The organism is Natrinema sp. SYSU A 869, assembly GCF_019879105.1.
Taxonomy (GTDB): Archaea; Halobacteriota; Halobacteria; order Halobacteriales; family Natrialbaceae; genus Natrinema.
The window spans coordinates 2,938,923-2,961,619 of the sequence record NZ_CP082249.1 but is presented as its reverse complement, the minus strand read 5'-3'; the positions used below and the strand labels follow the sequence as shown (position 1 = coordinate 2,961,619).

General features: G+C 63.3%; 21 protein-coding genes and 2 pseudogenes. 10 read left to right on the top strand and 13 right to left on the bottom strand.

The features are described 5' to 3' along the window. The first annotated feature begins 27 nt into the window (after positions 1–27). Positions 28–732 carry a DUF1405 domain-containing protein gene (locus K6I40_RS22810; protein ID WP_222916926.1) on the top strand — a complete coding sequence of 235 codons (705 nt, stop codon included), beginning with the start codon at positions 28–30 and terminating at the stop codon, positions 730–732. Positions 733–761: 29 nt separating this feature from the next. On the opposite strand, the gene K6I40_RS28710 is transcribed toward K6I40_RS22810, so the two are convergent. The 9 genes and pseudogenes from K6I40_RS28710 to K6I40_RS22770 all read right to left on the bottom strand — a co-directional run bounded on the left by K6I40_RS28710 (position 762) and on the right by K6I40_RS22770 (position 9,796). Continuing rightward, positions 762–884, bottom strand: coding sequence for a hypothetical protein (locus K6I40_RS28710; RefSeq protein WP_255681836.1), 123 nt, complete (start codon positions 882–884; stop codon positions 762–764). Next, positions 872–1,111, bottom strand: coding sequence for a hypothetical protein (locus K6I40_RS22805; RefSeq protein WP_255681835.1), 240 nt, complete (start codon positions 1,109–1,111; stop codon positions 872–874). The genes K6I40_RS28710 and K6I40_RS22805 overlap by 13 nt, the downstream gene beginning before the upstream one ends. A gap of 234 nt (positions 1,112–1,345) precedes the next feature. Then, positions 1,346–3,997: a valine--tRNA ligase gene (locus K6I40_RS22800; protein ID WP_222920437.1), complete on the bottom strand. Its 2,652-nt coding sequence runs from the start codon at positions 3,995–3,997 to the stop codon at positions 1,346–1,348. Positions 3,998–4,302: 305 nt separating this feature from the next. Then, positions 4,303–5,825, bottom strand: a pseudogene (locus K6I40_RS22795) (NAD(P)H-dependent oxidoreductase). A gap of 159 nt (positions 5,826–5,984) precedes the next feature. Further along, positions 5,985–6,890, bottom strand: coding sequence for a DUF6293 family protein (locus K6I40_RS22790; RefSeq protein ID WP_222916924.1), 906 nt, complete (start codon positions 6,888–6,890; stop codon positions 5,985–5,987). A gap of 171 nt (positions 6,891–7,061) precedes the next feature. Further along, complete coding sequence (locus K6I40_RS22785) at positions 7,062–7,289, bottom strand: hypothetical protein (protein ID WP_222916922.1); 228 nt, start codon at positions 7,287–7,289, stop codon at positions 7,062–7,064. 48 nt (positions 7,290–7,337) lie between these two features. After that, positions 7,338–7,982: a hypothetical protein gene (locus K6I40_RS22780; RefSeq protein ID WP_222916920.1), complete on the bottom strand. Its 645-nt coding sequence runs from the start codon at positions 7,980–7,982 to the stop codon at positions 7,338–7,340. Positions 7,983–8,033: 51 nt separating this feature from the next. Beyond that, a complete protein-coding gene (locus K6I40_RS22775; protein WP_222916918.1) occupies positions 8,034–9,512 on the bottom strand; it encodes a sodium:solute symporter family protein in 1,479 nt (492 codons plus the stop codon). After that, complete coding sequence (locus K6I40_RS22770; protein WP_222916916.1) at positions 9,509–9,796, bottom strand: DUF3311 domain-containing protein; 288 nt, start codon at positions 9,794–9,796, stop codon at positions 9,509–9,511. Before K6I40_RS22770 ends, K6I40_RS22775 begins: the two co-directional genes overlap by 4 nt. A gap of 177 nt (positions 9,797–9,973) precedes the next feature. Between K6I40_RS22770 and K6I40_RS22765 the strand changes: the two genes are divergently transcribed. The 4 genes from K6I40_RS22765 to K6I40_RS22750 all read left to right on the top strand — a co-directional run bounded on the left by K6I40_RS22765 (position 9,974) and on the right by K6I40_RS22750 (position 13,546). Beyond that, on the top strand, positions 9,974–10,864 hold the full coding sequence (locus K6I40_RS22765) for a helix-turn-helix domain-containing protein (RefSeq protein WP_222916915.1): 891 nt from the start codon (positions 9,974–9,976) through the stop codon (positions 10,862–10,864). 140 nt (positions 10,865–11,004) lie between these two features. Further along, positions 11,005–11,424 carry an ester cyclase gene (locus K6I40_RS22760; protein WP_222916913.1) on the top strand — a complete coding sequence of 140 codons (420 nt, stop codon included), beginning with the start codon at positions 11,005–11,007 and terminating at the stop codon, positions 11,422–11,424. Between the two features lie 361 nt (positions 11,425–11,785). Then, entirely contained in the window at positions 11,786–13,291 is a 1,506-nt protein-coding gene (dnaG, locus tag K6I40_RS22755; protein WP_222916911.1) for a DNA primase DnaG, read from the top strand. Between the two features lie 63 nt (positions 13,292–13,354). Next, a complete protein-coding gene (locus K6I40_RS22750) occupies positions 13,355–13,546 on the top strand; it encodes a hypothetical protein (RefSeq protein WP_222920476.1) in 192 nt (63 codons plus the stop codon). Between the two features lie 145 nt (positions 13,547–13,691). Here the strand turns inward: K6I40_RS22750 and K6I40_RS22745 are convergent. Further along, positions 13,692–15,016, bottom strand: a pseudogene (locus K6I40_RS22745) (DUF92 domain-containing protein). Positions 15,017–15,180: 164 nt separating this feature from the next. On the opposite strand from K6I40_RS22745, the gene K6I40_RS22740 reads away from it, so the two are divergent. Next, positions 15,181–15,786: an undecaprenyl diphosphate synthase family protein gene (locus tag K6I40_RS22740; protein WP_222920436.1), complete on the top strand. Its 606-nt coding sequence runs from the start codon at positions 15,181–15,183 to the stop codon at positions 15,784–15,786. Here K6I40_RS22740 and K6I40_RS22735 read toward each other — a convergent pair. The 3 genes from K6I40_RS22735 to uppS are packed head-to-tail and all read right to left on the bottom strand — an operon-like array spanning position 15,783 to position 18,626. Continuing rightward, a complete protein-coding gene (locus tag K6I40_RS22735; RefSeq protein ID WP_222916909.1) occupies positions 15,783–16,178 on the bottom strand; it encodes a hypothetical protein in 396 nt (131 codons plus the stop codon). The genes K6I40_RS22740 and K6I40_RS22735 overlap by 4 nt on opposite strands. Positions 16,179–16,225: 47 nt before the next feature. Next, positions 16,226–17,641: a hypothetical protein gene (locus K6I40_RS22730; RefSeq protein WP_222916907.1), complete on the bottom strand. Its 1,416-nt coding sequence runs from the start codon at positions 17,639–17,641 to the stop codon at positions 16,226–16,228. Between the two features lie 52 nt (positions 17,642–17,693). Beyond that, positions 17,694–18,626: a polyprenyl diphosphate synthase gene (uppS, locus tag K6I40_RS22725; RefSeq protein ID WP_222916905.1), complete on the bottom strand. Its 933-nt coding sequence runs from the start codon at positions 18,624–18,626 to the stop codon at positions 17,694–17,696. Between the two features lie 177 nt (positions 18,627–18,803). Between uppS and K6I40_RS22720 the strand changes: the two genes are divergently transcribed. From K6I40_RS22720 to hemA, 4 genes are all read left to right on the top strand, one after another. Next, on the top strand, positions 18,804–19,220 hold the full coding sequence (locus K6I40_RS22720; RefSeq protein ID WP_222916903.1) for a DUF5778 family protein: 417 nt from the start codon (positions 18,804–18,806) through the stop codon (positions 19,218–19,220). A 233-nt stretch (positions 19,221–19,453) separates the two neighbouring features. Next, positions 19,454–20,536, top strand: a complete 1,083-nt coding sequence (locus K6I40_RS22715; protein ID WP_222916901.1) for an Lrp/AsnC family transcriptional regulator — start codon at positions 19,454–19,456, stop codon at positions 20,534–20,536. 29 nt (positions 20,537–20,565) lie between these two features. Continuing rightward, positions 20,566–21,222 (top strand): bifunctional precorrin-2 dehydrogenase/sirohydrochlorin ferrochelatase, encoded by a 657-nt coding sequence (locus tag K6I40_RS22710; RefSeq protein WP_222916899.1) that lies wholly within the window; start codon positions 20,566–20,568, stop codon positions 21,220–21,222. Further along, positions 21,222–22,562 (top strand): glutamyl-tRNA reductase, encoded by a 1,341-nt coding sequence (gene hemA / locus K6I40_RS22705; RefSeq protein ID WP_222920435.1) that lies wholly within the window; start codon positions 21,222–21,224, stop codon positions 22,560–22,562. The genes K6I40_RS22710 and hemA overlap by 1 nt, the downstream gene beginning before the upstream one ends. The last annotated feature ends 135 nt before the right edge of the window (positions 22,563–22,697 follow it).

Sequence of the window (22,697 nt, the reverse complement as noted above, 5' to 3'; positions counted from 1 at the left end):
TGCGGGTTCCGGCCGTCGCGCCGGACAATGACCGCGTCGACTCGGATGGCGGATCACGATCGAGCCGACGGCAAGTCGCTACCGTCGTCTCTCGCGCCGGTTCCGACGACCCTCGAGGACCTCGGGCTACGATTCGCGTGGCTCGTCGTGGCGATCAACCTCGCGGGGACGGCCTTTGGCTTCTGGTACTACTCCGGACAGTTCGCCGAGACCACGGCCGTCCTCTGGCCTTGGGTGCCGGACAGCCCGCTCGCGACGCTGTTCGTCGCGCTGGCGATCGCCTGCTGGAAGCTCGGCCGCGAACAGCCGTGGCTCACGGCAATGGCCTTCTTCGGCAACATCGTGCTGGGCCTCTGGACGCCATTGACGTTGCTTGCCTTCGCTGACTCCTACACCTACCTCCACCCGCTGATGTACCACTTCCTCTTCTGGAGCCACCTCGCGATGGTCGTCCAAGCTCTGGTCCTCCACCGAATCAGCGACTTTCCGGTGTGGGCAGTCGCCGTCGCCGCCGTCTGGTACTGGAGCAACCTGATCGTCGACTACTTCGTTCCCATCGTCGGCGAGCCCCACCACACGATCATCCCCGTCGGGCGAGAAACGGCTCTGTTCCTCGAGGCCGACGCACTCGGCGTGATCGCTGCCGGCGAGGTGACATTCGTCCTTCTAGCGCTGTTTCTCGCGCTCGCGATCCGGGTCAAAAAGTGCGAAGCTGCCCGGAGTCGGCCGTAGCGACTGACTCGAGTGGCAGTATTCGTCTCCTACAGGTCGTTGACGTACGCGAGTTCGAGGTATGGATCCAACGAGCGGGCCGCGGCTCGGCGCTCGACCGTCCCTGCGTCCGCGTCGTACCGCAAGACATCCGAGTCGACTAGCTTCCGCAAGTGATTGTGGTGGAACTCGACGGCGATCTGTTCGAGCCGTTCGGGGTCGGCTGCCTCGTGATCTGCGATCCGATCAACGAGGTCCTCGAGGCTGACTGCCCCACCTTTCGGGAGAGGTAGTACAACGCGTACCGGCGCTGTTCCGCGAGCAAGAGTTCGAAGATCGTGTTCGAGGGAAGGATCTGGTCGGTGTCCGCGGATTTCGCGTCCGAGATATCTGTCTTCATGGGTGCTCTGTACTCGGCTTACGCGGCGGCAAACGACGCATCGGCTCTGATCAACTTCAGCAGAGCACGTTTCACGATTGTCCGATGATGGTATAGCTATTCCGTTACTGCTGTTATTTTCAACCATATTCCAATAGAGTATGGAAATACAGATACAAATTAGGAGAAGACAGTCAACATATCACCACTCGGTCGAGAGATACGTCGTCATCCAGCGACTCGAGGATGAGACCCCTATTTGAGGATGACGACCGCCGACTCGGTCTCGATCATCTCGCCGTCGCCCGAGTAGGTGCGTTCGAGTTCGACGTCGAAGAGTTCGTCCTCGAGTTCCTCGCCGGCGACCCGAAGCACACCCGCATCCTCGTCGATCTCGTACTCGCCGCTCTCGATTCCGGCATCGATCTCACCGACCTTCGACCCGAACTTCGGGCCGAGCGTCGAGTAGTCGAGGTCGATTTCGGCGACCTCGGTCGTGATCTCCGGCGGTTCCTCGAGCGCCGTGAGGTCCTGTACGTGCATCACGTGCTGGATCGCGCCTTCGAAGCCGTCGATGGGACCGTAGACGGCCACCGACTCGAGGTCGGCGTTCAGCGGCAACTGGTGTTCGCTCTTGTAGCGTCGCAGGGCGGAGATAACTTCCATCGCGGTCTCGCCGGCCTCGAGGTCGGCCTCGTAGCCCTGCGGGGCGGGCCAGTCGCGGGTGTGGATGCTATCGAGTTCGCCCTCGCGATCCGCGTACACTGCCTGCCAGATTTCCTCCGTCGTATGGGGCAGGAACGGTGCCCACAGCTCGAGGAAGGTTCGATGCGCGGTCCGCAGCGCGTACTGGGTCGAGGGCTCGTCCTCGCGGGTCTTGGCGATCTCGAGGTAGTCGTCACAGAACGTGTTCCAGAAGAAGGTCCGCAGCCGGTCGCGGGCCTTCGCGAACTCGTAGTCCTCAAGGTGGGCCGTGAGGTCGTCGACGGCGTCGTCAAGTTCCGCGAGGAGCCAGCAGTCGATCGCCTCGAGGTCTTCGGGCTCGGCAGGGTCAGCTGGCGCGAGCGTGTCGACGAGCTTCGAGGCGTTCCAGAGCTTGCGCAGGAGCTTCTCGCCCGCGGTGAGGTCCTTCTCCTGATACGGGAAGTCGTCGCCGACGGCGGCGCTGGCGGCCCAGAACCGAACGGCGTCGACGGGATACTCGGACAGTACCTCGTCGGGTTCGACGACGTTGCCTCGTGACTTGGACATCTTCTCGCGGTTCTCGTCGAGCACGTGGCCGTTGATCATCGTCGCGTCGAAGGGCACCTCGCCGGTGTGCTCGTAGCACTTGACGATGGTGTGGAACAGCCAGAACGAGATGATGTCGTGGCCCTGGGGCCGGAGATCGAAGGGGTACAGTTCGGGGTTGTCCATCGTGAACGCCTCCGCGTCGGTGTCCCAGTCCCAGCCGGCGTTGATGAGCGGAGTCAACGAGGAGGTCGCCCACGTGTCGAAGACGTCCTCCTCGGCCTCGAACTCGTCGTGACCGCACTCGGGACAGGCGGAGACCGGTGGCTCGTCGCTGAGGGGATCGACTGGCAGATCCTCTCGCTCGGCCATCACCGGATGGTCGCAGTCCGCACAGTACCAGACCGGGAACGGAATCCCCGAGTCGCGCTGGCGCGAGATCAGCCAGTCCCACTCGAGGCCCTCGATCCAATGCTCGTAGCGGGTGAACATCTTCTCGGGGTACCAGTCCATCTCCTGGCCGGCCTCGAGGTACTCCTCCTTGTGATCGAGAATTTCGACGTACCACTGCTTGGAGACGCGATACTCGACGGCGGTGTCACACCGTTCGTGGACCTGGACCGCGTGGGATATCTCCCAGCGGTCGCGCAGGGAGCCCTCGTCCTTGAGGTCCTCGACGATGGCCTCGCGGGCCTCCTCGGTGGACATGCCCTCGTAGTCGCCGGCGAGGTCGGTCATTGTCGCGGACTCGTCGATGGCCACGCGAAGCGGGAGGTCGTGGGCCTGGTACCACTCGATGTCGTTCTGGTCACCGAAGGTACAGCACATCACGACGCCGCTGCCCTTCTCCATGTCGACGCGCTCGTCCTCGATGATCGGCACCTCGTGGCCGAAGATCGGGATACGGGCGGTCTCGCCGACAAGGTCCTGGTTCTCCTCGTCGTCGGGGTGAACGAAGACGGAGACGCAGGCCGGAATGAGTTCCGGTCGCGTCGTCGAGATGATGAACTCCTCGCGTGGCGCATCTGCTCCGACCAATTCGAACGCGATGTCGTTGAAGTGTGAGCCGCGCTCGTCGTCCTCCATCTCAACCTGCGAGATGGCCGTTTCGCACTCCGGACACCAGATCGCTGGTGCCTTCTTCCGATATTCGCGTCCCTTCTCGTAGAGGTCGAGGAAGGAGAGCTGCGAGACCCGCTGGACTCGCGGTTCGATCGTCTTGTAGGTGTTGTTCCAGTCGATCGAGGTCCCGAGATTCTGCATCTTCTCCGTAAACTCAGCCTCGTATTCCGCACAGACCTCGCGGCAGAGTTCCTGGAACTCGCGGCGCTCGTAGTCCTGATGCCGGATGTCGAGTTCCGACTCGGTCAGGCGCTCGCTCGCGATCCCGTTGTCGTCGTAGCCAAAGGGAAAGAGCACGTCGCCATCGTGCATTCGCTGGAAGCGCGCGGCGAAATCCTGCAGGGTCGAACCGTAGAGATGGCCCATGTGCAGGCTACCCGAGACCGTCGGTGGTGGGGTGTCGATCGAATAGACGGTGTTCAGATCCTGCTTTTCGTCGCCGTCGTAGGCGTAGACGTCCGCGTCGATCCAGCGCTGCTGCCAGCGCGACTCGACCGCTTCGGGGTCGTAGCCGCCCTCGAGGCTAGGTTCGTCGTCCTGTTCTGGGGTATCCATGCTCATGCTATCACCGCCCGTCGCGGGCGTCGTCGATGCGTCGTCCGGCTGTGCAGTTGGCTATCGTCCATAGAGCGGTCGTTGCTCGGTGAATGCTGGTCGGCGACAATACATCCGTCGAAACGGGGTGGGAATTGGGGGCTAGAGAGCCCCTACGAAAACAGTGTCGCGCGGGCCATCGAACGGGTCGGCCGTCACCGCGACGTACTGGCTCATACGTTCGAATTCGGATAGCGACCGTGTTAGATGTTTCGCGTCTCAGCGGGCGTGACCGGACAACTGACGGCTGCTCAAGAGAAACGAGATCACAGCAGTTCCATCAGCGGCACGACGCCGAACCAGACGATATAGGCCAGCGACGCGGCCATCAGTGCGTCGATGCGACCCGGCATCGCAGCGGCCTTGAGACGATCGCGTACCAGCCAGCCGATCGCGACCGCGTGAGGGACGCTGAGAGCGACGAGGGGGCCGTAGGCCCGGGGGAGCACCTCGAGCGCGTACAGAAGGACGCTCGTCGTTGCAGCGAGCAGCGCAGTTGCGGTCGCCACCGTCGCAACGGTGTTGATGCCGAACCGGACAGCCAGCGTCGCCTTGCCGACAGCGCGGTCGGCTTCGACGTCCGGGACTCCTGCGAGGGTGATCGACGGAAGAATTGACAGGCAAAACGGCACCCCTAGCAGCCACGGCTCCGGGTCGCGCCACGAACCGCCGAGAAAGACGAAGCCGCAGAGCAAGACGCCGAGACTGTGGGTGATGGCCACGTCGAGTTCTCCAAGCGTGCGATAGGAGAGTTGCAAGGGCGGCACTGTGTACCCAAGCGCCAGCACTGCAAGAATACCAATTGCGGTGGCCATCGCGAGCAACGAGCCGGCACCGAACACGAGGACGGCGAGGGCAGCGACTGCAGCGAGTACGAGGGCGTTCCGAACGCCGCCTCGAAGGGTCGATCGATCGATTTCGCCGTCGACGAGCACTCGAGAGCCGCCCGTAAACGGGCCTGCGAACGTATTCCGTCGATCCGTCTCGTAATCGAAGTACTCGTTGCTCAACACCGTCGCCGCCTCGAGGCCGAACAGGAAGCAAACCCGAACCAGTAGACCGCCGAGGAGAACACGTCGCTCGAGCTGGTTGCCGCCAGCGCGCCAACAGTGTAGGCGACCCACGCCATCGGATAGAACTGGAGTCGGAGCGCTTTGAGCCATGTCATGAGTCTGCGTTTTGTTCGCGTCGCCGGCGGCTCCGGGCCGTCAGCAAGACTGCGGCCCAGCCGCGTCACTTTCTCGAGCCACGCCTCGCGTTTCGACGGGCTCGAGTCCTCGATCGGACCCAGGTTCGTGACGCGCGTGGTCCGGATGCCAGCGTATCCCAGCGTCGCACGCTTGATCGCGTTGGTACCGGGTCGTCTGAGTATCCACCGATAGACCACCGGTGGCACGTCCATGGTCACGATCAACTCGGCGGTCGTGTCGTTCAGCAGTTTCCGGCGGCCTGCACCCTCGCCCTCCTCGTAAAACGAGAACGCGAATCCGGGGGTAAAGGTGCGGTCGAAAAACCCCTTGAGCAGCGCGGGCATCGTTCCCCACCAGTTCGGATAGACGAATACGAGGTGGTCCGCCCACTCGATCCGCCGCTGGGCGTCGACGAGGTCGTCCTCGAGCGGCTGGTCCTCAGGACTCTCGGTTCGAACGTGGGGATCGAACTCGAGGGCGGCGAGGTCGAGCCGGCAGACGTCGACGCCCGCCTCGCGGGCCCCCTCCTGATACGCGTCAGCCAACCCTCCGCAGAAGCTGTCGGTTCTGGGATGGCCCAGAACGACCAACACGTTCATTTCGAATTCGGGTTCCAGACGAACCGTTGTAAGCGTACGTCCGGCACTGCTCGTCGACGTTGTAAGCGTATGTCCGGCACTGCTTGTCGGGGGTCTCCACAGCGGGCACTCCGCCGTGTTCAAGACAGAGAGTCTATCGTCGCCGTCGTGTCCTGTCGACTAGTCGCCGGTCTCGTTATCCGAGTGGGCCCGCACCCACAGTTCGCCGATTCGCGAGAGTCGGGTTCGGTAGGACTTACCGTGTTCCTCGCGCTCGATGTAGCCCTTCCCGCCGGGGCCCAGCCGATCGACGTTGTAGATAACCTTCGAGCGGAAACTGTCGGTGTACTCCTCGTTCAACTCGCGGGCCAACGACTCGGCGAGTTCCGAGACGGAATCGAATTCGCCGTCCTCGCCGAGTTTGTAGAGAATCAGCTCCTCGAAGGGCTTGACGTTCGAGAAGGAAGCGACCGGCAACTCGACGATATGCTTGCCGTCAATTTCCTTCGCACCGATAGTCGTCCCCCGCTCGTCGAACTCGGCTAATAGGTCGCGAGCGGTCTCCAGACGGCTCTCGAGGCGGCCGTCGTCGGTCCCGTCGTCCCCACCGCGGAGGTCCTCGAGCAGGGCGATCTGTTCGCGTAGTTCCTCCGCGAGTTCGGTCTCTAAGTACTTCTCGGGGGCGGTGTAGTAGGTGTGGATCCCCTCGCGGTCCTCCTGCCGTTCGACCATCAGCGAGTGGGCGGCGTTGGCGAAGGCGAAGCTCACGGTCCGGGGCATCGCGGCGACGTTGACCCAGACCTCGTTGCCGGCGTCGAGTTCTGCGGTGATGAGTTCATAGGCCTGCTCGAAGGCGTCGTCATAGTCGTAGACATCCTCGAGAACGAACCGCTCGGTCTCGGCCCCCAACAGGTTCTTGAAGTCCGTCTCGAGTTTCTTCGAGAGATGCCGGGAGTACTCGACGTTGGCCTCACTGCCGACCGCGCCCTCGAGTAAGATGACGCTGTCAACGTCGATCTGATCGCGTACCAGGGGTGCGATCAGCCGGTCGTAGTCGAAGCCGACCGGGACGATGTGGGTTTGCATATCCGATACGTGGGCCGGTATTTATAAAAAACACCAGTTTCGGGACTGTTGTCGACACGTGACCGGACCGTCTCGAAGTCGGTGACGGACGAATACCGCAACGGAAATCCAGGAACGAACAACGAACTGCTCGGTTCTGTGTTCGACGGGCGGTTCGAATCGTCAGTCGCGTTACTCGGTCAGCGGCATGAGGATACCAAACACGAACGGGGAGGTGAAACCGATGGCAAAGCCGATCATCGTCAGTGCGAAAAAGAGTGTGTTCTCCCACTGCGGGAGCGATCCGAACACCGCGTGCCCGACCAGTTCGCTTCCTGCCCCGATGACGAAGAGGGTGAGCCCGAGGAAGAACCCCGTTTTCGCCATCTTCGGGTAATCGTGGCCACTATAGTGTGCCATATCGGAAAATCGATACTCGATCAATTAACTATTTCGACGGAAGCCGGATCAGTCGTCGGCCGCGTCCTCGAGTTCGAGCCCCCGGAACACGTCCACGATCGCTTCCCGATCGCGGGCCGGATCGACGTCGAGGGCAGCCGCCAGCAGGTCCGCGTCGTCGGGAGCCTCGAGCGGGAGGATCCCGCCAGCCATTACGTACGTGTCGGCGGCGGGCCAGACGGCGACGTGGGCTTCGGCGTCGATCGTCTCGGGCTCGCCATCGGGTCCCTCACCGCCGTCGGCCGCCGCACCCGAGTCGGTCGGATACGCGACCTCGAGGACGGAGAGATGCCCGACGGAGCCGTCGGGTCGGTCGATGTATTCGTTCGCGCGTTCCGCGCCGACCTCGATACCGTCGTCCTCGACTGTGTCGACGAACTGTTCGCGCGCTTTCGGAGCCGCCATCTCGAGTGCGTCGGCCGATGACAGACCGATCGTCGACAGGGAGGGACTGATATCGAGGTCGACAGTAAATAGCGACCGCGCTGGGATGTCGCCGTCCGCGCGGAGTCGCTCGAGTGCGTCGGCGGTCGGTCGGTGTTCGAAGACGGTCGTCTCAGCAGTGACCGTTGCCAGCGAGAGGCTGCGTTCGTCGGTTCGGCTACCGAGACGACGCCAGTCGTCAGCGACCGCGGGCGGCAGGTCGATAGTCATTCGTCAGCGCGTATGCGACCGGGGCCGTTCAGCGTGGCGGTTCGAAAGCCGTCAATCAGCGCCAAGCCGGTCAAAGTAGATCGCGCGCCGCTCGGCGGCCGCCGGCGAGGTCACCAGTGAGACGGCGACGGTGATGACGAGCCCGAGTCCCATCCCGACGAGGCCGGCCGACCAGCCGGCGTAGGAGTCCGGGACGATAGCGAGGAAGAGACTCGAGAGATAGAAGGTTTGGCTCACCAGTACCCCTGCAGTGATTCCCGCTCGCGTAATCGTGCGCCAGTAGAGCGCGAGCAGGACCGGCAACGCGAGCTGAGCGAAGCCGCTGAAGGCCGCGTTGCCGATATCGAACAGTGTCGCGGGCTGGAACAGACTGACGATGAACGCAGCAGTGGCGAAGATCACGACCCCGCCACGGGCCAGCAGATCCTCTCGGCGGTCGGAGAGGTCCTGCTCGATAAACGGACGATAGATATCTCGCGTGAAGTACGACGAGCCTGACAGCAGCATCGAGTCCGAAGAGGACATCATCGCGGCCATCGCGCCGGCGATGACGAGTGCGGCGAACCAGGTCGGCGTGTACTCCGCGAGGACCAGCGGGAGGACGTTCGCTCCCTCTGGAACCGCGACCTCGAGGCCGGCCGCCCACGCGCCGAGCATGAACGAGGGGACGAACAGCAGGACACAGAGGATCGGCCAGAGGGCGAAGGAGCGCTTGAGAACCGTTTTCGAGCCTGCAACGAAGAAGCGCTGGTTGACCTGCGGGAACATCGCGACGCCGAAGCCGATCGTGATCGCCGTCGAGAGCATCCACGGGACCGTGTAGTAGTCACTCCCTAGCGAGAGGAAGCCGCCGGTTTCGGGGTTCGACGCGAGGGCGTCCGTCGCAGCGCCGGGCCCGCCAACGGCCGCAAGCACCCACAGCACGGCGACCCAGGTCGTGATGAGCATGAACGCGCCCTGCAGCGTGTCAGTCCAGGCGATCCCGCGCATCCCGGCGACGACGACGTAGAGGATCATGAACGCGGTGATCAGCCCGGCTCCGGCGGCGTAGGGAACAGCGCCCGCAGTCAGGGCCTCGAGAGCGGTGCCGGCTCCGACCTGCTGGAGCATGACGTATGGGAAGAGCCACAAGAGGCTGACGCCGGCGATGAGCCCGCGGAGCCACCGCGAGCCGAAGCGGTCGCCCAGCATCTCGCCGAGGGTCACGTACCCGTACTGTTGGCCGAGGAGCCACTGTTTGTAGCCGATGACGTACCAGAGGACGGCGAAGATAATGCCGTCCATCAGCCCCATGACCAGGATCCACTCGGGCCCCCGCGCGTAGGCGATGTTCGGCCCGGCGAAGAAGGTAAACGCCGATAGCAGCGTCGCGAAGGTGGTAAAGAGGAGGACGACCGTGCCGAGCGTTCGGCTCGCGAGGTAGAAGTCCTCGGCCGTGCGGTCAGTCAGCCGGTAGGCGACCAGCCCGACCGCGAGGGCGATCAGGAGGTAGCCGACGATAATCGAGAGTTGGAGCGTGACCGCCCTCACGGCGAGTCACCTCCGGGTCGTCCGTCTCGAGTGTGCTCGGGTCGAACCGCTCCCCGGTCGCGTGGGCTGCCATCACTCTCATCGGGCTCGATGCCGATCCCCCAGGCGCGCTGCGTGAACAGCCAAAAGACGATCGATGCGAGACCCATCCAGCCGACGTGCCACCACAGCCAGACCGGAAGTCCGGCGACGACGGTCGACGACCCCCATAAGAACCACGGAATCGCGAGTCCAGCGAGGACGAGTCCGACGACGGTCCAGAGCCCCAATTCGTTTCGGCGCATGTGTGACCCTTTGTCCCGATGTGGGTAATTCTTACTGTTCGAACACCGATATCGAAGAGGATTATTCATCAATCTGGCTCCCCGCCCTCATCCGGCGGTTTTCGATAGCTAAAATCGCTCTTTCACCGAGGAAAAAGAGTATATGTGTTTGACATCGAATACGAATAGAACCTCGATATGGCCCGTCTCTTCCCCTTTCGCTCCGACACGGCCGCCAAAGAGGGCCAACCCCGTGTCGTCGACCTCGAGGGCGAGGACGCTGACGCGGTGTTCGGCGCGCTCTCCTCGACGACGGCTCGGGAGATCTACTCGTATCTCGACGACGAACCCGGCACGCCCAGTGACATCGCCGATGCGATCGACTCCTCGATCCAGAACGTCCGATATCACCTAAAGAACCTTGAGGACGCCGGCCTCGTCGAGGTCGTCGACACCTGGTACTCCTCGCGTGGCAACGAGATGAGCGTCTACGCGACGACCGACGGGCCGCTGATCGTGACGAGCAACGAGTCGCGGGCGACCCAGCTGAAGGAGGCGCTCTCGCGGTTGATCGGCGGGATCGGCGTGTTGGCCGGCGGCAGTCTGCTGGTCCAGTACGCGATGACGCAGTGGCTCGCGCCGACCGGAACGGAAGCGACGGCGAACGGCGGCGCGCAGCCAACTGGGTCAGAGAGCGGACCGCAACCGACAGAACCGGACGATGAACATGACAGCGAGACGCTTCAGAGGACCGACGACGCAGCGGAGGACGGCTCGAGCTCGGACTTGACCGAACAAGGCGGGAGCGACGATATCGGTGCTGCGGACGCCGAAACGCCGGACCACGGCTCAGCTGACGGTGCCAGTGGCGGCGATGCGGGGGCGGCGGACCCGACCGGTGATCCGGGGACGACGGATCCAACGTTGGACCCTGACAACGAGACGATCCAGAACGCTACCAACGGCGGCGCGGAGGCGATAGACACGGTGTTCGGAACCGTCCCGCCGGGACTGCTCTTCTTCCTCGGCGGACTGGTCGTTCTTCTCGCGATCGCGATCTACTGGTACTGGTATCGGCCGACGTATTGAGAGACGGACGACGCGGTTCGTACTGCGACGCCAGCACCCGTCAATCGATCGCTACCGACTGCTCGAGCCATATCACCGTGTATGCTCAAGGCGATGCATTATGCTACCATATAGCATACGGAGTCTTGGGGTGGGAGACAGTGGCCAAAACAACACTAGACGCCGAACAGCTCGTCAGCCAGTATGTAGAGATTTGGAACGATCAGGAGTTCTCGAGGCTCTCCGACGTCGTCGCCGAGTCATTTACGTTCACGTCGCCAACCACGGGGACGATAGAGGGCCGCGAGAACGTCGAAGCGTACGCCCGCGACGTTGTAGCGGGGTTTCCTGACTTTGAGATAACCGTCCACGAAATGCTCGCCGACGAGACCCTCGTCATGGCCGAAGGGACGCTCTCGGGGACTCACGAGGGAGCGTTCGACGGCATCGAGCCGACCCACGAGACACTCGAACTTCGGGACATGGCGAGGTTCGTTGTCGAAGACGGCAAACTTCAGGAAGAACGGGCGTTCTTCGACCGGTACGAGTTCCTCGAGCAACTTGGACTCGTCGACGAGTGACCGCCGCGCTCCGCTTTTCGACGCCGTCGTGTTTTCGGCCCGTTGCGGCTATAGTAGCCGCTGAAACGATTTACACACTGATCGCACAGCTGTCATTCGATCAGGTGTGCATTGACTTTCAGCGGCTACTATAGTTCACAGTCGTAGCGACCACCCATCGCATATCGGGTTCGCGGAACCACGACGATCCAGCCGACTCCGCTGAGACGCCGACCGATGGAGCGTGCGGATCGTCGGCGAACCGATCGCGACCGACGGCTCCGGAGGTCAACAGCTATTTGCCTCTCACGAACGAAATCCTATATAAATCGGTCTCCGACGCGATTCCCGCGTCATCGCCCCTCGCGGGGACAGATCTCCAATGGAAGACACTTCGAAATACCTCATTCACGCGGACGTCACGGCTGACGGGGTCGTCGAGCGCAGCGACGTCGTCGGCGCGATTTTCGGGCAAACTGAAGGCCTGCTCGGCGACGACCTCGACCTCCGCGATCTCCGGCAGTCCGGCAAAGTCGGCCGGATCGACGCCGAAATCGCGAGTACCGGGGGTCAGTCCCACGGTCAGGTGACGATCGCTACCAGCCTCGACAAAGTCGAAACTGCCACCCTCGCCGCCTCCCTCGAGACGATCACCCGAGTCGGCCCCTGTCGGGCCGACCTCGAGGTACGCGAAATCGAGGACGTGCGCGCGGCGAAGCGAAAGGAAGTCGTCGACCGCGCGAAGGAACTGCTCCGAACGGGCTTCGACGACACGATCATGTCCTCCGAAGAGATCCTCGCAGAGGTCCGCCAGCACGTCCGCGTCGAGGACATCACCGAGTACGAGGAGCTGCCCGCTGGCCCCCACGTTACGGATAGCGACGCCATTATCGTCGTCGAGGGTCGCTCCGACGTGCTCACCCTGCTCAAGTACGGCATCAAAAACGCGATCGCGGTGGAGGGGACGAACATTCCCGACTCCGTAGCCGAACTCACCTGCCACCGCACGGTCACGGCGTTCCTCGACGGCGACCGCGGCGGCGATCTGATCCTCGAGGAACTCGCTCAGGTCGGCGACATCGATTACGTCGCCTTCGCCCCTGCTGACAACTCCGTCGAGGATCTCGACCACCACGAACTGTTCGCCGCGCTTCGGAACAAGGTCCCCTATGAGACCGTCTCGGAGCTGAACGAACCCCGGGAAGCGGTCGCCGCAACGGACGGCAGTGCGTCGCCCGCACCGCGGCCGACAGAACCCGCGACCGCGTCGCCGAAGACCATCGATGAGGGACCGAACAGGTCCGACAGCGATTCGAACGGTCAGGCAGAGCCATCTACCGACGCGAGCGAGTCATCCACAGCGGCCGACTCGAATGTCACCAGTTCGACGACCGAAGCGACGGAGGAGTCGGTGGCGAGAGCGAAAACGGAACGGGCGGGCGCGGAGCCGACACCGAGCGGGTCCCAGCCCCCGGCACGGCATGCCGACGAGATCGAGAGCGAATCGGTCGATAAGGAGGCCGACGACGGGGTGGAGCCCGACGTCACGACCGACGCGACTGGCAGTCCCGAAACCGTCTACGGCCACGCGACCGCCGTCATCCGTTCGGGAACCGACCGCGTTCGATTCCTCGACGCCGACAGCGAGACGATCGATGAGGTCGACGCGTGCGACGCCTACACCGCCCTCGAGGAACTCGAGACGGTGCCGACAACAGTCGTCCTCGACGAGATTCTCGGCCAGCAACTGCTGGATCTGGCGGCCGATCGCGGCGTCGAACGGATCATCGCACGCTCGCTCGGACAGTTCACCAAGCGCCCGACCGATGTCCAGATCCATGCGGTCGACGATATCGCCAAGCGGCCGCCGGACGCCGAGCGGCGCTGACCGATTCCCAGTCACTGGTTGCCGCCGAGTCGTTGATATGCTGTGAGCGCCGACCGACTCGTAATGACCCCACCAGTCATGGCCGCGGTCGCGTTGCTCGGTATCTGGGCCCTCATGATGGTCTGGGCGACGACCACTGCCGCGACAGCCCAGTCACAAGCCGATGGCCAATCCGAGCGTACTGGCTCCAAATCACAGCGCGACCAACGTGATGGTATCGACTCGAATCGTTCGTTCCACGCTGGGGACGACTGAACCGCCGGCGACTGCATCGATATCGATTCTCTCGAACAGTCCAATACACCTCGATAGCGGCGTCACAGGCGGTGCTGAGTTAGTCGTTGATTCCGATGTACGATGTAACTGAGTCCAACGAGAGCTGTCTCGCGTGATCCACCGCTCAACCGAGCACGGCGAACGACAGCACCAGAAACGCACACACGAGCGCACCCGACAGCGTCGCCAGGAAGTTCACGCCCTGATTGCCCAAGATTGTTCCCTCGAGCGTCGCGCCGAGCAGACTGTCGACGGTCATGCCGGCGATACCGGCAGCGGTGATGATCGCCGCACCGAGGACCCCGACCTCGGGAAAGAGTCCGTAGGTGATGCCGGCGACGACGGCCGCGCCGACGATACCCGCGAGTTCCCCCTGCCAGGTGACGCCGCCGTCGGTCCCGGGATCGACCGGCTTGAGGGTCGTGATCAGCCGCGGCCGCTCGAAGACACTGCCGATCTCGCTCGAGAGCGTGTCACTCATTGCGGTCGCGATGGAGCCGGCGAAGGCGAAGAGGAACAGTTCGGGTTCGCGAGGCAGGAGACCTGCATCGCTGGCGGCGTAGCCAAGGACGGCAGCGAGCGCGACGGCGGCATTACCGAGGACGTTGCCGCTACCGCGTGCGCCGTTGTTATCCTCGGCGACGCCGAGGGCCTGCTTTCGGTCGTAGCGAAACTTCGTCGAGAGCCCGCCGATGGCGAAAAGGAGATGAGGACGGCGAACCAGCCGTAATCGCCGAGGACGATCGTCAGCAGCCCCAGTAACACTCCGGTGAGCATTCCCGCGATGGAGGCGGTCTCGAGCGCGTAGGAGGCGTACCCGAAGGCGACCGTGACCGCGAGCGCACCGATGATCCCTCCGAGACCGATGGTCGGGTTGAGCTCCGCGAGCAGCCAGAGTAGGAGGCCGACCGAGAGGACGACGATCGGGTCGTCCGAACGCAGCAATACGTCACGGAGGAGGGCAGCCAGAAGGGTACCGCTGGCGGCCAAAAAGATGAGTATCGGCAGTATCGATACGACAGTGTCGCCGGCAAGCGAGTAGACGATTGCCTGTCCGACGACGGCGGCCGCGATGGCCGTGACACAGAAACTGGCGACACGGACGACCGAATCCTCCGTTCGCAGTCTGACGAGTTGCTCGCCGAGGTTCCCGTAGCCGACGAGCAGGATCGTCCCGACGAAGACGGCGACCGGCATCGACGCCGTGGTCGCCATGAGTCCGAGCGCGACCCCAGCGAGGACGAACGTAATGAGTCCGTAGAGGCGTGAATCCTCGTAATCACCCGGATAGGCGAGCAGATCGAAGAGCGGACCGTCGGGAACGACGTACGCCCCCAGCAGGACGACACCGGCGACGGCGGCCCCCGCTCGCGGACCGAAAAGCGGAACGGCAAGCGAGAGCGTACAGAGGACCGCGAACACGCCGGCTCGCCGAACGGGTGCTGTCACGATATCGATCTCTTTCTGTGGCGTTCACTTGAAGGTTCGTGAACCCGGCTCGAGACGGTTTTCGGTGCCCTCAGCCGCCTGGAAGGGTAGATATGGATCTCAGACCGGTCGTCAGGCGAACGAAACCCGTAACCCGTATGGCATCGGCCGTGAAAGTCGCGACCGTGGGACTGTACGAACGGTATCTGGCGCTCCGAATCCGCCGCCACGAGGCCGAGCCACCCGATCACGTTGCACTCGTGATCACCGAACGCGACCTGTTAGAGCGCGGTGCGTACGAAACGCTCACAGACTTCTTCGAGTGGGCTGTCGAGTACGCCTCGCAGATAACGGTCTACGTGAGTGTCCTCGATGCAGCGGCGGTGCCGGCCTTACAGCGCGAACTCGAGACGATCGATGCGCCGCGGCCGATCGCAGTGCGGGGCCCGGAAGACAGAGCGCAGGCCGACGCACCGATCCGGATCGGGATCGGCCTCGGTGGCAAACACGAGTTCACCAGCGCTGTCCGGACGCTCGCCGAGCGCGTCGATGCGGGCGACCTCGAGCCCGATGAGATCGACGACGAACACGTCGAAGACCATCTCGTCTTCCCGTCGGAGCCGGACTTGGTGATCAAGACCGGTGCGGAGCGACTCTCGGATTTCATGATCTGGCAGTCGGTCTACTCCGAGCTATACTTCACCGACGTGAACTGGCGGGACTTCCGCAAGCGGGACTTCCTGCGGGCTGTTCTCGAGTACTGCAATCGGTCTCGCCGCTTCGGTCGTTAACCGGCCGAGTCACGCGGCGGCGAGGGACTCGAGCCCGTCGATTCGGGGTGATCGACGAGCGCCGCGACCGGGTCGGCGGCGGCGACGACCGGTCGATCCAACTGGACCGTCCCGGCGTCGCGGTCGTACTCGAGGACGTCATGTGACTCGAGTTTCGGAAGGACGACGTGGCTCAGTGCGGTCCGGACGGCGTGTTCGTCGGCGTCATCTCGAGTGGCTACGGCGTCGGTCAGACACTCGAGCGAGAGCGGTGATTCACACGTCGAGAGGACGTGGAGCGTGAGACGCGTTCGGGGGTTCGCAAGGAGCGCATACGCCTCATCGAGAGGAACGTCCGTAAGGCGAACGAACCGCTCGACGTCGACGACGGGAGCGCTGTTCAGTGCCGACATCGTACATATCGTTGTACTAATGATAAATAAATGTCTTTGGGTGAGGATTACGTTCGGCGGCCGATCCGTTTCGCGACGAGGAAGAGGGCTACCACAGTCGCGACCGTAGTGAAGCCGGGGATATCGTCTCCGGTCGACGGTTCGTCGGCGGATTCGTCGTCGCTCGCGACCGTATTCTCGGGCTCCGTCGATCCGTCAGTCGCGCCGGTCTCGGCCGTGGATCCGTTCTTAGTTTCCGGCGGATCGTCGACGATGTCCGCAGTCGGTGTCTCGAAATCGGCAGCGTACCGCGTCACCGATCCGTTCTCGTGGATGACTGCGGCCGGTGATCCGTTCGGATAGTACGTTTCGAGCGCCGCCGGTCCGCGATCGAAATACACGTGAAATTCCTCCTCAGTAGTAGGACTGACCACATCATCATACGTGACTAACGAAAGCGTCCCGTTGTACATCTCGTTTGGACTGACAGCTTTCCTGTCGTAGGTTGAATCGTTGGTTGGGTTCAGTATCCTGATCTTCCCACCGTGAGAGAGCGTGGCTGTCATATTGACTGCTTTCGAAGCGTTTCGATAGGACTCGTTAGTCGTCGCGTTCGCGTCTCGTACCTCGAGTCTGGCGTACGGTTCCAGCACCTCTCCCCGGACGGTCTGCACCGTCTCATCACCGCGGCGGAACTCCAGTGTGTACGCCGTTCCGTGATCGACGTCGCTGAGATCGAACGAGAAACTTCCCTCCTCGTCCAGTTCGATAATGGTAGTCCGTGTCTCGCCGCCCTCGAGTTTGAGGTGGGCCTCGAATTGGTCGGTCGTGCCGATATTCACGTCGACGTGTCGCCGAATCGGTTCGGCCGGAAGCGGCTCGCCATCGTCCAAATACGCCACCTCCAGTTCCGATCGGTGAAACCGAACGGAGGGTTCGTCCGAGTCGATTGTCACCGCTTCAGTGTCCACTCGAAGCGAATAGATGTATCGGTTGTAAACATCGGAAAGCGAACCGTGCTCCGGATCGACAGCGTGGCTATCGACGATCACGTAGCTCACGTTTCCGCTCCGACGAACGGTTGTATTCTCGGATCCAAGCGGGATGTCAACTGGTGCCATTCCTGGTGCAGTGATCTCTGCTGAGAGCATGAGATCCCGGTCGGTGGCACCTACCTCGCTCGAACCGAAGAAGGCCTCCGTCGAAGAGGCGTTTTCCGCCTCGAGTTCGGCGGCTAATTGGTTGGACTTGATTTCGACCACCAGCGTTTCGTTTATCAGCAGCCCCGAGGCGTTCTCGATCGTTCCGTTCTCGATTCCCGCTCGTATGTCGGAGACGCTCTCGAGGTCGGCATCGTCTGCACGGTACAGCGTAACATTTCCGTCGGAGGTGTCAGCGGTGGCGGTCGCACTCGCAGGGAACGCGGCGGCGGCTCCACAGAGAAGCACGACACCGAACAGGGTACAGAGGAGGAAGCGGCGCATATACCAGTCACCGCACCGAACAGATTAGAATGCTGTGTTTTTCGCCCCGAAATCAGTCGGCGGTTCGACCGTCCGAGTCACTCGCCTCGAGCGTCTCCGCGTCGGGCTGCTCGCTCGAGGGCAGCGAGTCGCGGAACCGATCGACGATCGAGCGGGCCTCGGCGAGTTCGGGTTCGCTGATCGCCCCGAGCAGTGCCAGTGCGCGGCGCGCGCGAGTCCGTCGCCAGGATTCCGCTCGATGTTCGTACGTTCGGATTCCGCGCAGGAAGTCGGCCTTCGAGAACTCCGGCCAGTAGGGCGTACAGAAGAAGACCGCGGCCTCGTTGCCGTTCGCGTGCCAGGGCAGGAAGTTTGACGTCCGCTCTTCGCCGCCGGGCCGGATGATGAGGTCGACGTCTCGTACCGGCTGGTCGTACAGCCGACGCTCGATGTCCTCGACGCCGATCTCGTCGGGGTCAAGGTCGCCCGCTTCGACACCCTCGGCGACGCCACGGGTCGCGTTGAGCAGCCGCGAGCGGCCGCCATACGCGAGTGCGATATTGAGCACGAAACTGTCGTAGTCGCAAGTGCGTCGTTCGGCGTAGTCGATGGCGTCTCGGACCCGATCGGGGAGCAGTTCCGTCTCGCCGATCGCGCGGATACAGACCTCGTTCTCGTGGACGCGGTCGGCCTCCGCGAACTCCCTGAGCTTCTCGCAGAGGAGGTCGAATAACGCCTCGTTTTCTTCCGCAGGACGCTCGAAGTTCTCCGTCGAGAACGTGTACAACGTCAGTTCCTCGACGCCGATATCCTGACACCACTCGAGGACGCGTTCGGTCGTTTCGGCACCCGCACGGTGGCCCTCGTGGGCGTCGCCGCCCTGGCTGCGGGCGTACCGTCGGTTTCCGTCCTGAATCACCGCAACGTGGGTCGGCGCACCGGAGACCTCTCTGGAGAGCAGCCGCTCGTATGCCGCGTCAATGCGCTGACGGAACCACCGCTTCATTGTTCGAATAAAAGTCAGCGATGACTATGTGTCTTGTGTGTGAGGTTCTGCCATCGAGAAGGAGCGACACACTCACGGTCCGCGGCGTCGTGATCCCATGAATTCCCGTCGAACGACGGGGCGCTCACGCCGTCGGAATCGTGATGGCTATCAGTCCGGCCCCGCTCGAACCTGACAATGGCAAACACGAACTCCGACGCGCTTGACGAGGACCTCTACCAGCGGACCAAAGCACTGCTCGAGCCCGGCGAGGTCGAACTCAACGGAGCGATCGTCCACACCGACTACGACGGACAGGAGGACGTCAAGATGATGCAGGCGACGATCGACGTCGGCGACATCATCGCCGAGCACTCGGGGTACGACCCGCAGGACTGTTACGTCCACTCAGGCAACGACGACCCCGACTTCTCCTCGAACCAGCACCAGGGACTGACCCTCGAGGACGAAGCGTTCGTCTGGGAGTGCCAGCAACTGCTGCGTGAGGGCAGTTTCGACATCGTCATCTACTACGAGGCGAGCGCGGACCACGAGGCGATCCTCGAGGACATCGAGGAACTCGGCTTCGACGTGACGGGCGTCGAAGGGGAGTAACCGCATCGGATCCCGATTCCGGGGTCGCTAACGGACAGCACTCTCGGAGTGCTACCGGACGTACACCTGCTACTGGACGTACAACTGCTACTGGACGTACACGTCGTTCGCCGCGGCACGGCGCGCCGCCGCACGTGGAAGCGTCGGTCTGACGGTTCGGAGACCACACCCTCTATTCGCCCTCGAGTCGGCGTTCCAATCCGCTTATACACTGCCAGCCGTGAGTGACGCGTATGACTACGGACGTCGACCTCACGGACGACGAGCGGGCGGTCGTCAACGCCTTTCAGGGCGGGTTCCCCGTCGTGGAACGGCCGTTCGAGGCCGCCGCGGCCGCCATGCACGACCACGGGGTCGACATCGACGCGGCGGCGCTGCTCGCAACGATTCGCGACCTCGACGAGCGGGGCGTTCTCTCGCGGTTCGGGGCCCTCGTCAACGCCCAGGAGATCGGCGGCGCGGCAACGCTGGTGGCCATGCACGCCCCCGAGGACCGGTTCGACGAGATCGTCGAGGCAGTCAACGATCACCGCGAGGTAGCCCACAACTACGAGCGTGAGCATCCCCACCTGAATGTCTGGTTCGTCGTGAGCGTCGCCAACGAGGACCGCGTCGAGGAAGTACTTGCCGAGATCGAGGACGAAACGGGCCAGGAGACGTACAACCTGCCGAAACGGGAGGAGTTCCGCGTCGAGGCCAAGTTCTACGTCGACGGCCCGCTCGACGGCGACGGAGACGTCGAGGCCACCGGGGTCGACTGTTCGGATCTCGGCCCCGCAGTCGCGCCCAGCGACGACGCCGCGCTCTCGCCGGCCGAACGGGACCTCGTCCTCGAGATTCAGGATGGCTTCCCGCTGACTGAGACACCCTACAGGGACATCGCCGACGCGACCAGCCAGAACGTCGAATGGGTCCTCGAGACAATCAAACGGTTCGAGCGCGAGGGGAAGATCCGGCGGATCGGCGTCGTACCGAACCACTACGCGCTGGGCTACACGGAAAACGGGATGACGGTCTGGAACGTGCCCGACGAGGTCGTCTCCGAAGTCGGCCCGGAAGTCGCCTCGCTACCGTTCGTCACCCACTGTTACCGACGCCCGCGCCACGAAGGGGTCTGGCCGTACAACTTCTTCGCGATGACTCACGGTCGCAGCGAGGCTGAGAGTCAACAGCGCATCGAACGGGTCCGCGAAGTCATGAGCGAGCACTGGGACGTGTCTGACGATGACTGGGACTCCCTGTTTTCGACGCAAATATTGAAGAAGACCGGTATACGGATGGGGGAGCGCGCCGATGCGAATACTAGAGAGCAGTAACACCGCACGTCTGACCCATCTCATCTACAATGATTCCGCTTTTGCACGATTTCACGAATGAGACGGTGCTCGTCGTCGGCGGCGGTCCGGTCGGTGCCCGAAAGGCCCGGCGGTTCGACCGCGAGGCACGGGTGCTCGTCGTCAGTCCGGCCTTCGCCGATCGCGACTTCGGCGGTGCCGAACTGATCCGGGCCGCGCCCGCTCCCGAAGAGATTTCGGGCTGGCTCGAGCGAGCCACGCCGGCGCTGGTCGTCGCGGCGACGGACGACGAGGCGATCAACGAGGCCGTCGCCGACGCGGCCCGCGAGCGGGGAATCCTCGTCAATCGAGCGGACCGGTCGGGGGAGCGCGAGTCCAGGAGCGTCGTCGTTCCCGCGACCGTCCGTGAGGAGCCGGTAACCGTCGCGATCGCGACTGGCGGGACTGCACCCGCGCTGAGCAAGTACCTCCGACAGGACCTCGAGGAAACGCTCGACGGGGCCGATGAGATGGCTCGGGTCTGTGCAGGGTTGCGTGAGGAACTCAAGACGCGTGACGTATCAGTGGATCGACGACGAGAGATCGTCACAGATGTCGTCAATTCTCCGGATGTTTGGACAGCTTTACGTACGGGTACTTCCAACTGTGCGCAAGTGATTGAGGACGTGCTCGGCGAGGAACTGTCAACTGGGGGGAAACGGCCATGATGTCAACCGGCGTCGTAACTGCCGCGCGGGTAACTCACGAGAGCGGGAGTGTCGACCAGCTGGCCGCTGCCAGTCCTGAGAGTCAGGAGAGCGCCGTTACGGAGCTATTGACCGTTCCCGATATCGAGGAGGCGTACGTCCTCTCGACGTGTAATCGGGTCGAGGCCTACGTCGTCGGTGCCGACCACGCCGTCGGCAGGGCCGCGCTCGAGGAACTTTTCGCTGCAATCGACGATGAGGCCATCGTCACGACGGACCACGACGAGAGTCTGCGGCACCTGCTGCGGGTCGCCGCGGGTCTCGAGTCGGTCATTCTCGGCGAGGACCAGATTATCGGGCAGGTCCGAACCGCCTACGAGGACGCCCGGAACGCCGGCGGAATCGACTCGATGCTCGAGGCCGCCGTCACGAAGGCCATTCACGTCGGCGAACGCGCGCGCACCGAGACCGCGATCAACGAGGGGGTCGTCTCGCTCGGGTCGGCCGCGACACGGCGGGCCGCCAAGGAGCTCCCCCTCGAGGGTACGACCGCGCTAGTTGTCGGAGCCGGCGAGATGGGACAGCTCGCCGCTCGCAACCTCGCGGCCAGCGGCGTGGATGAACTCGTCGTCGCCAACCGGACCGTCGCCCACGCCGACCATCTCGTCGCCGATCTGGAAGTCGAAACCGATTCGAGAGCTGCGCCGCTTGAGGCGCTCGACACCGTCGCGGTCCGTGCCGATGTCGTGGTGACAGCGACCGGCAGCGACGAGCCGGTGCTCAGACCCCGTCATCTCGACGGCGAGAGCGATACCGACGCGAGCGAGACCGAGCAGGTGATCGTCGATCTCGGCCAGCCACGGGATGTCGCCCCGACAGCAGACGCGTTGCCGTCAGTACGAGTGTTCGATCTGGATGATCTCGAGTCGGTCACCGAGGAGACCCGCGAGCAGCGGGCCGACGCGGCCCGGGAGGTCGAGACGATGATCGACCGCGAGTACGACCTGCTCACGGAGCAGTACAAACGAGCCCGGGCCGACGAGGCGATCGCGGCGATGTACGAATCCGCCGAGCGGATCAAGGAACGGGAGGTCGAGACCGCGCTCTCCCACCTCGAAGGCGAGATCACCGAGGGCCAACGAGAGGTCGTCGAGGCGATGGCCGACTCGCTGGTCAACCAGTTGCTCGCGCCGCCGACCAAGAGCCTCCGCGAGGCGGCGGCTGAAGACGACTGGAGTACGATTCACACCGCATTGCAACTATTCAATCCAGAGTTCGATGCGGACGACGGCACGCTCGCACCGCCATCGATCGACACCGCGAACGTCGAACCGGGAATCGGCGCAACGGACGACGACTGAGAGCGGCCGCCCCCAGATTCGTTTTCGGCTCGAGTCGACTCGAGCACGTACTCTACAATAGGCAGTGCTAGGCGCTGCCGATGTGCTATGCATCGGAATCGATCCGACCGCTCCCCGAATCCCACCCTTACTCGA

Coding starts and splice junctions, on each gene's coding strand:
- dnaG (WP_222916911.1), top strand. CDS start 11,786: ATGGAAGACACTTCGAAATACCTCATTCACGCGGACGTCACGGCTGAC.
- K6I40_RS22780 (WP_222916920.1), bottom strand. CDS start 7,982: ATGACTATCGACCTGCCGCCCGCGGTCGCTGACGACTGGCGTCGTCTC.
- K6I40_RS22715 (WP_222916901.1), top strand. CDS start 19,454: ATGACTACGGACGTCGACCTCACGGACGACGAGCGGGCGGTCGTCAAC.
- K6I40_RS22770 (WP_222916916.1), bottom strand. CDS start 9,796: ATGCGCCGAAACGAATTGGGGCTCTGGACCGTCGTCGGACTCGTCCTC.
- K6I40_RS22720 (WP_222916903.1), top strand. CDS start 18,804: ATGGCAAACACGAACTCCGACGCGCTTGACGAGGACCTCTACCAGCGG.
- K6I40_RS22810 (WP_222916926.1), top strand. CDS start 28: ATGACCGCGTCGACTCGGATGGCGGATCACGATCGAGCCGACGGCAAG.
- K6I40_RS22785 (WP_222916922.1), bottom strand. CDS start 7,289: ATGGCACACTATAGTGGCCACGATTACCCGAAGATGGCGAAAACGGGG.
- hemA (WP_222920435.1), top strand. CDS start 21,222: ATGTCAACCGGCGTCGTAACTGCCGCGCGGGTAACTCACGAGAGCGGG.
- K6I40_RS22710 (WP_222916899.1), top strand. CDS start 20,566: ATGATTCCGCTTTTGCACGATTTCACGAATGAGACGGTGCTCGTCGTC.
- uppS (WP_222916905.1), bottom strand. CDS start 18,626: ATGAAGCGGTGGTTCCGTCAGCGCATTGACGCGGCATACGAGCGGCTG.
- K6I40_RS22790 (WP_222916924.1), bottom strand. CDS start 6,890: ATGCAAACCCACATCGTCCCGGTCGGCTTCGACTACGACCGGCTGATC.
- K6I40_RS22805 (WP_255681835.1), bottom strand. CDS start 1,111: ATGAAGACAGATATCTCGGACGCGAAATCCGCGGACACCGACCAGATC.
- K6I40_RS22730 (WP_222916907.1), bottom strand. CDS start 17,641: ATGCGCCGCTTCCTCCTCTGTACCCTGTTCGGTGTCGTGCTTCTCTGT.
- K6I40_RS22735 (WP_222916909.1), bottom strand. CDS start 16,178: ATGTCGGCACTGAACAGCGCTCCCGTCGTCGACGTCGAGCGGTTCGTT.
- K6I40_RS22765 (WP_222916915.1), top strand. CDS start 9,974: ATGGCCCGTCTCTTCCCCTTTCGCTCCGACACGGCCGCCAAAGAGGGC.
- K6I40_RS22800 (WP_222920437.1), bottom strand. CDS start 3,997: ATGGATACCCCAGAACAGGACGACGAACCTAGCCTCGAGGGCGGCTAC.
- K6I40_RS22750 (WP_222920476.1), top strand. CDS start 13,355: ATGACCCCACCAGTCATGGCCGCGGTCGCGTTGCTCGGTATCTGGGCC.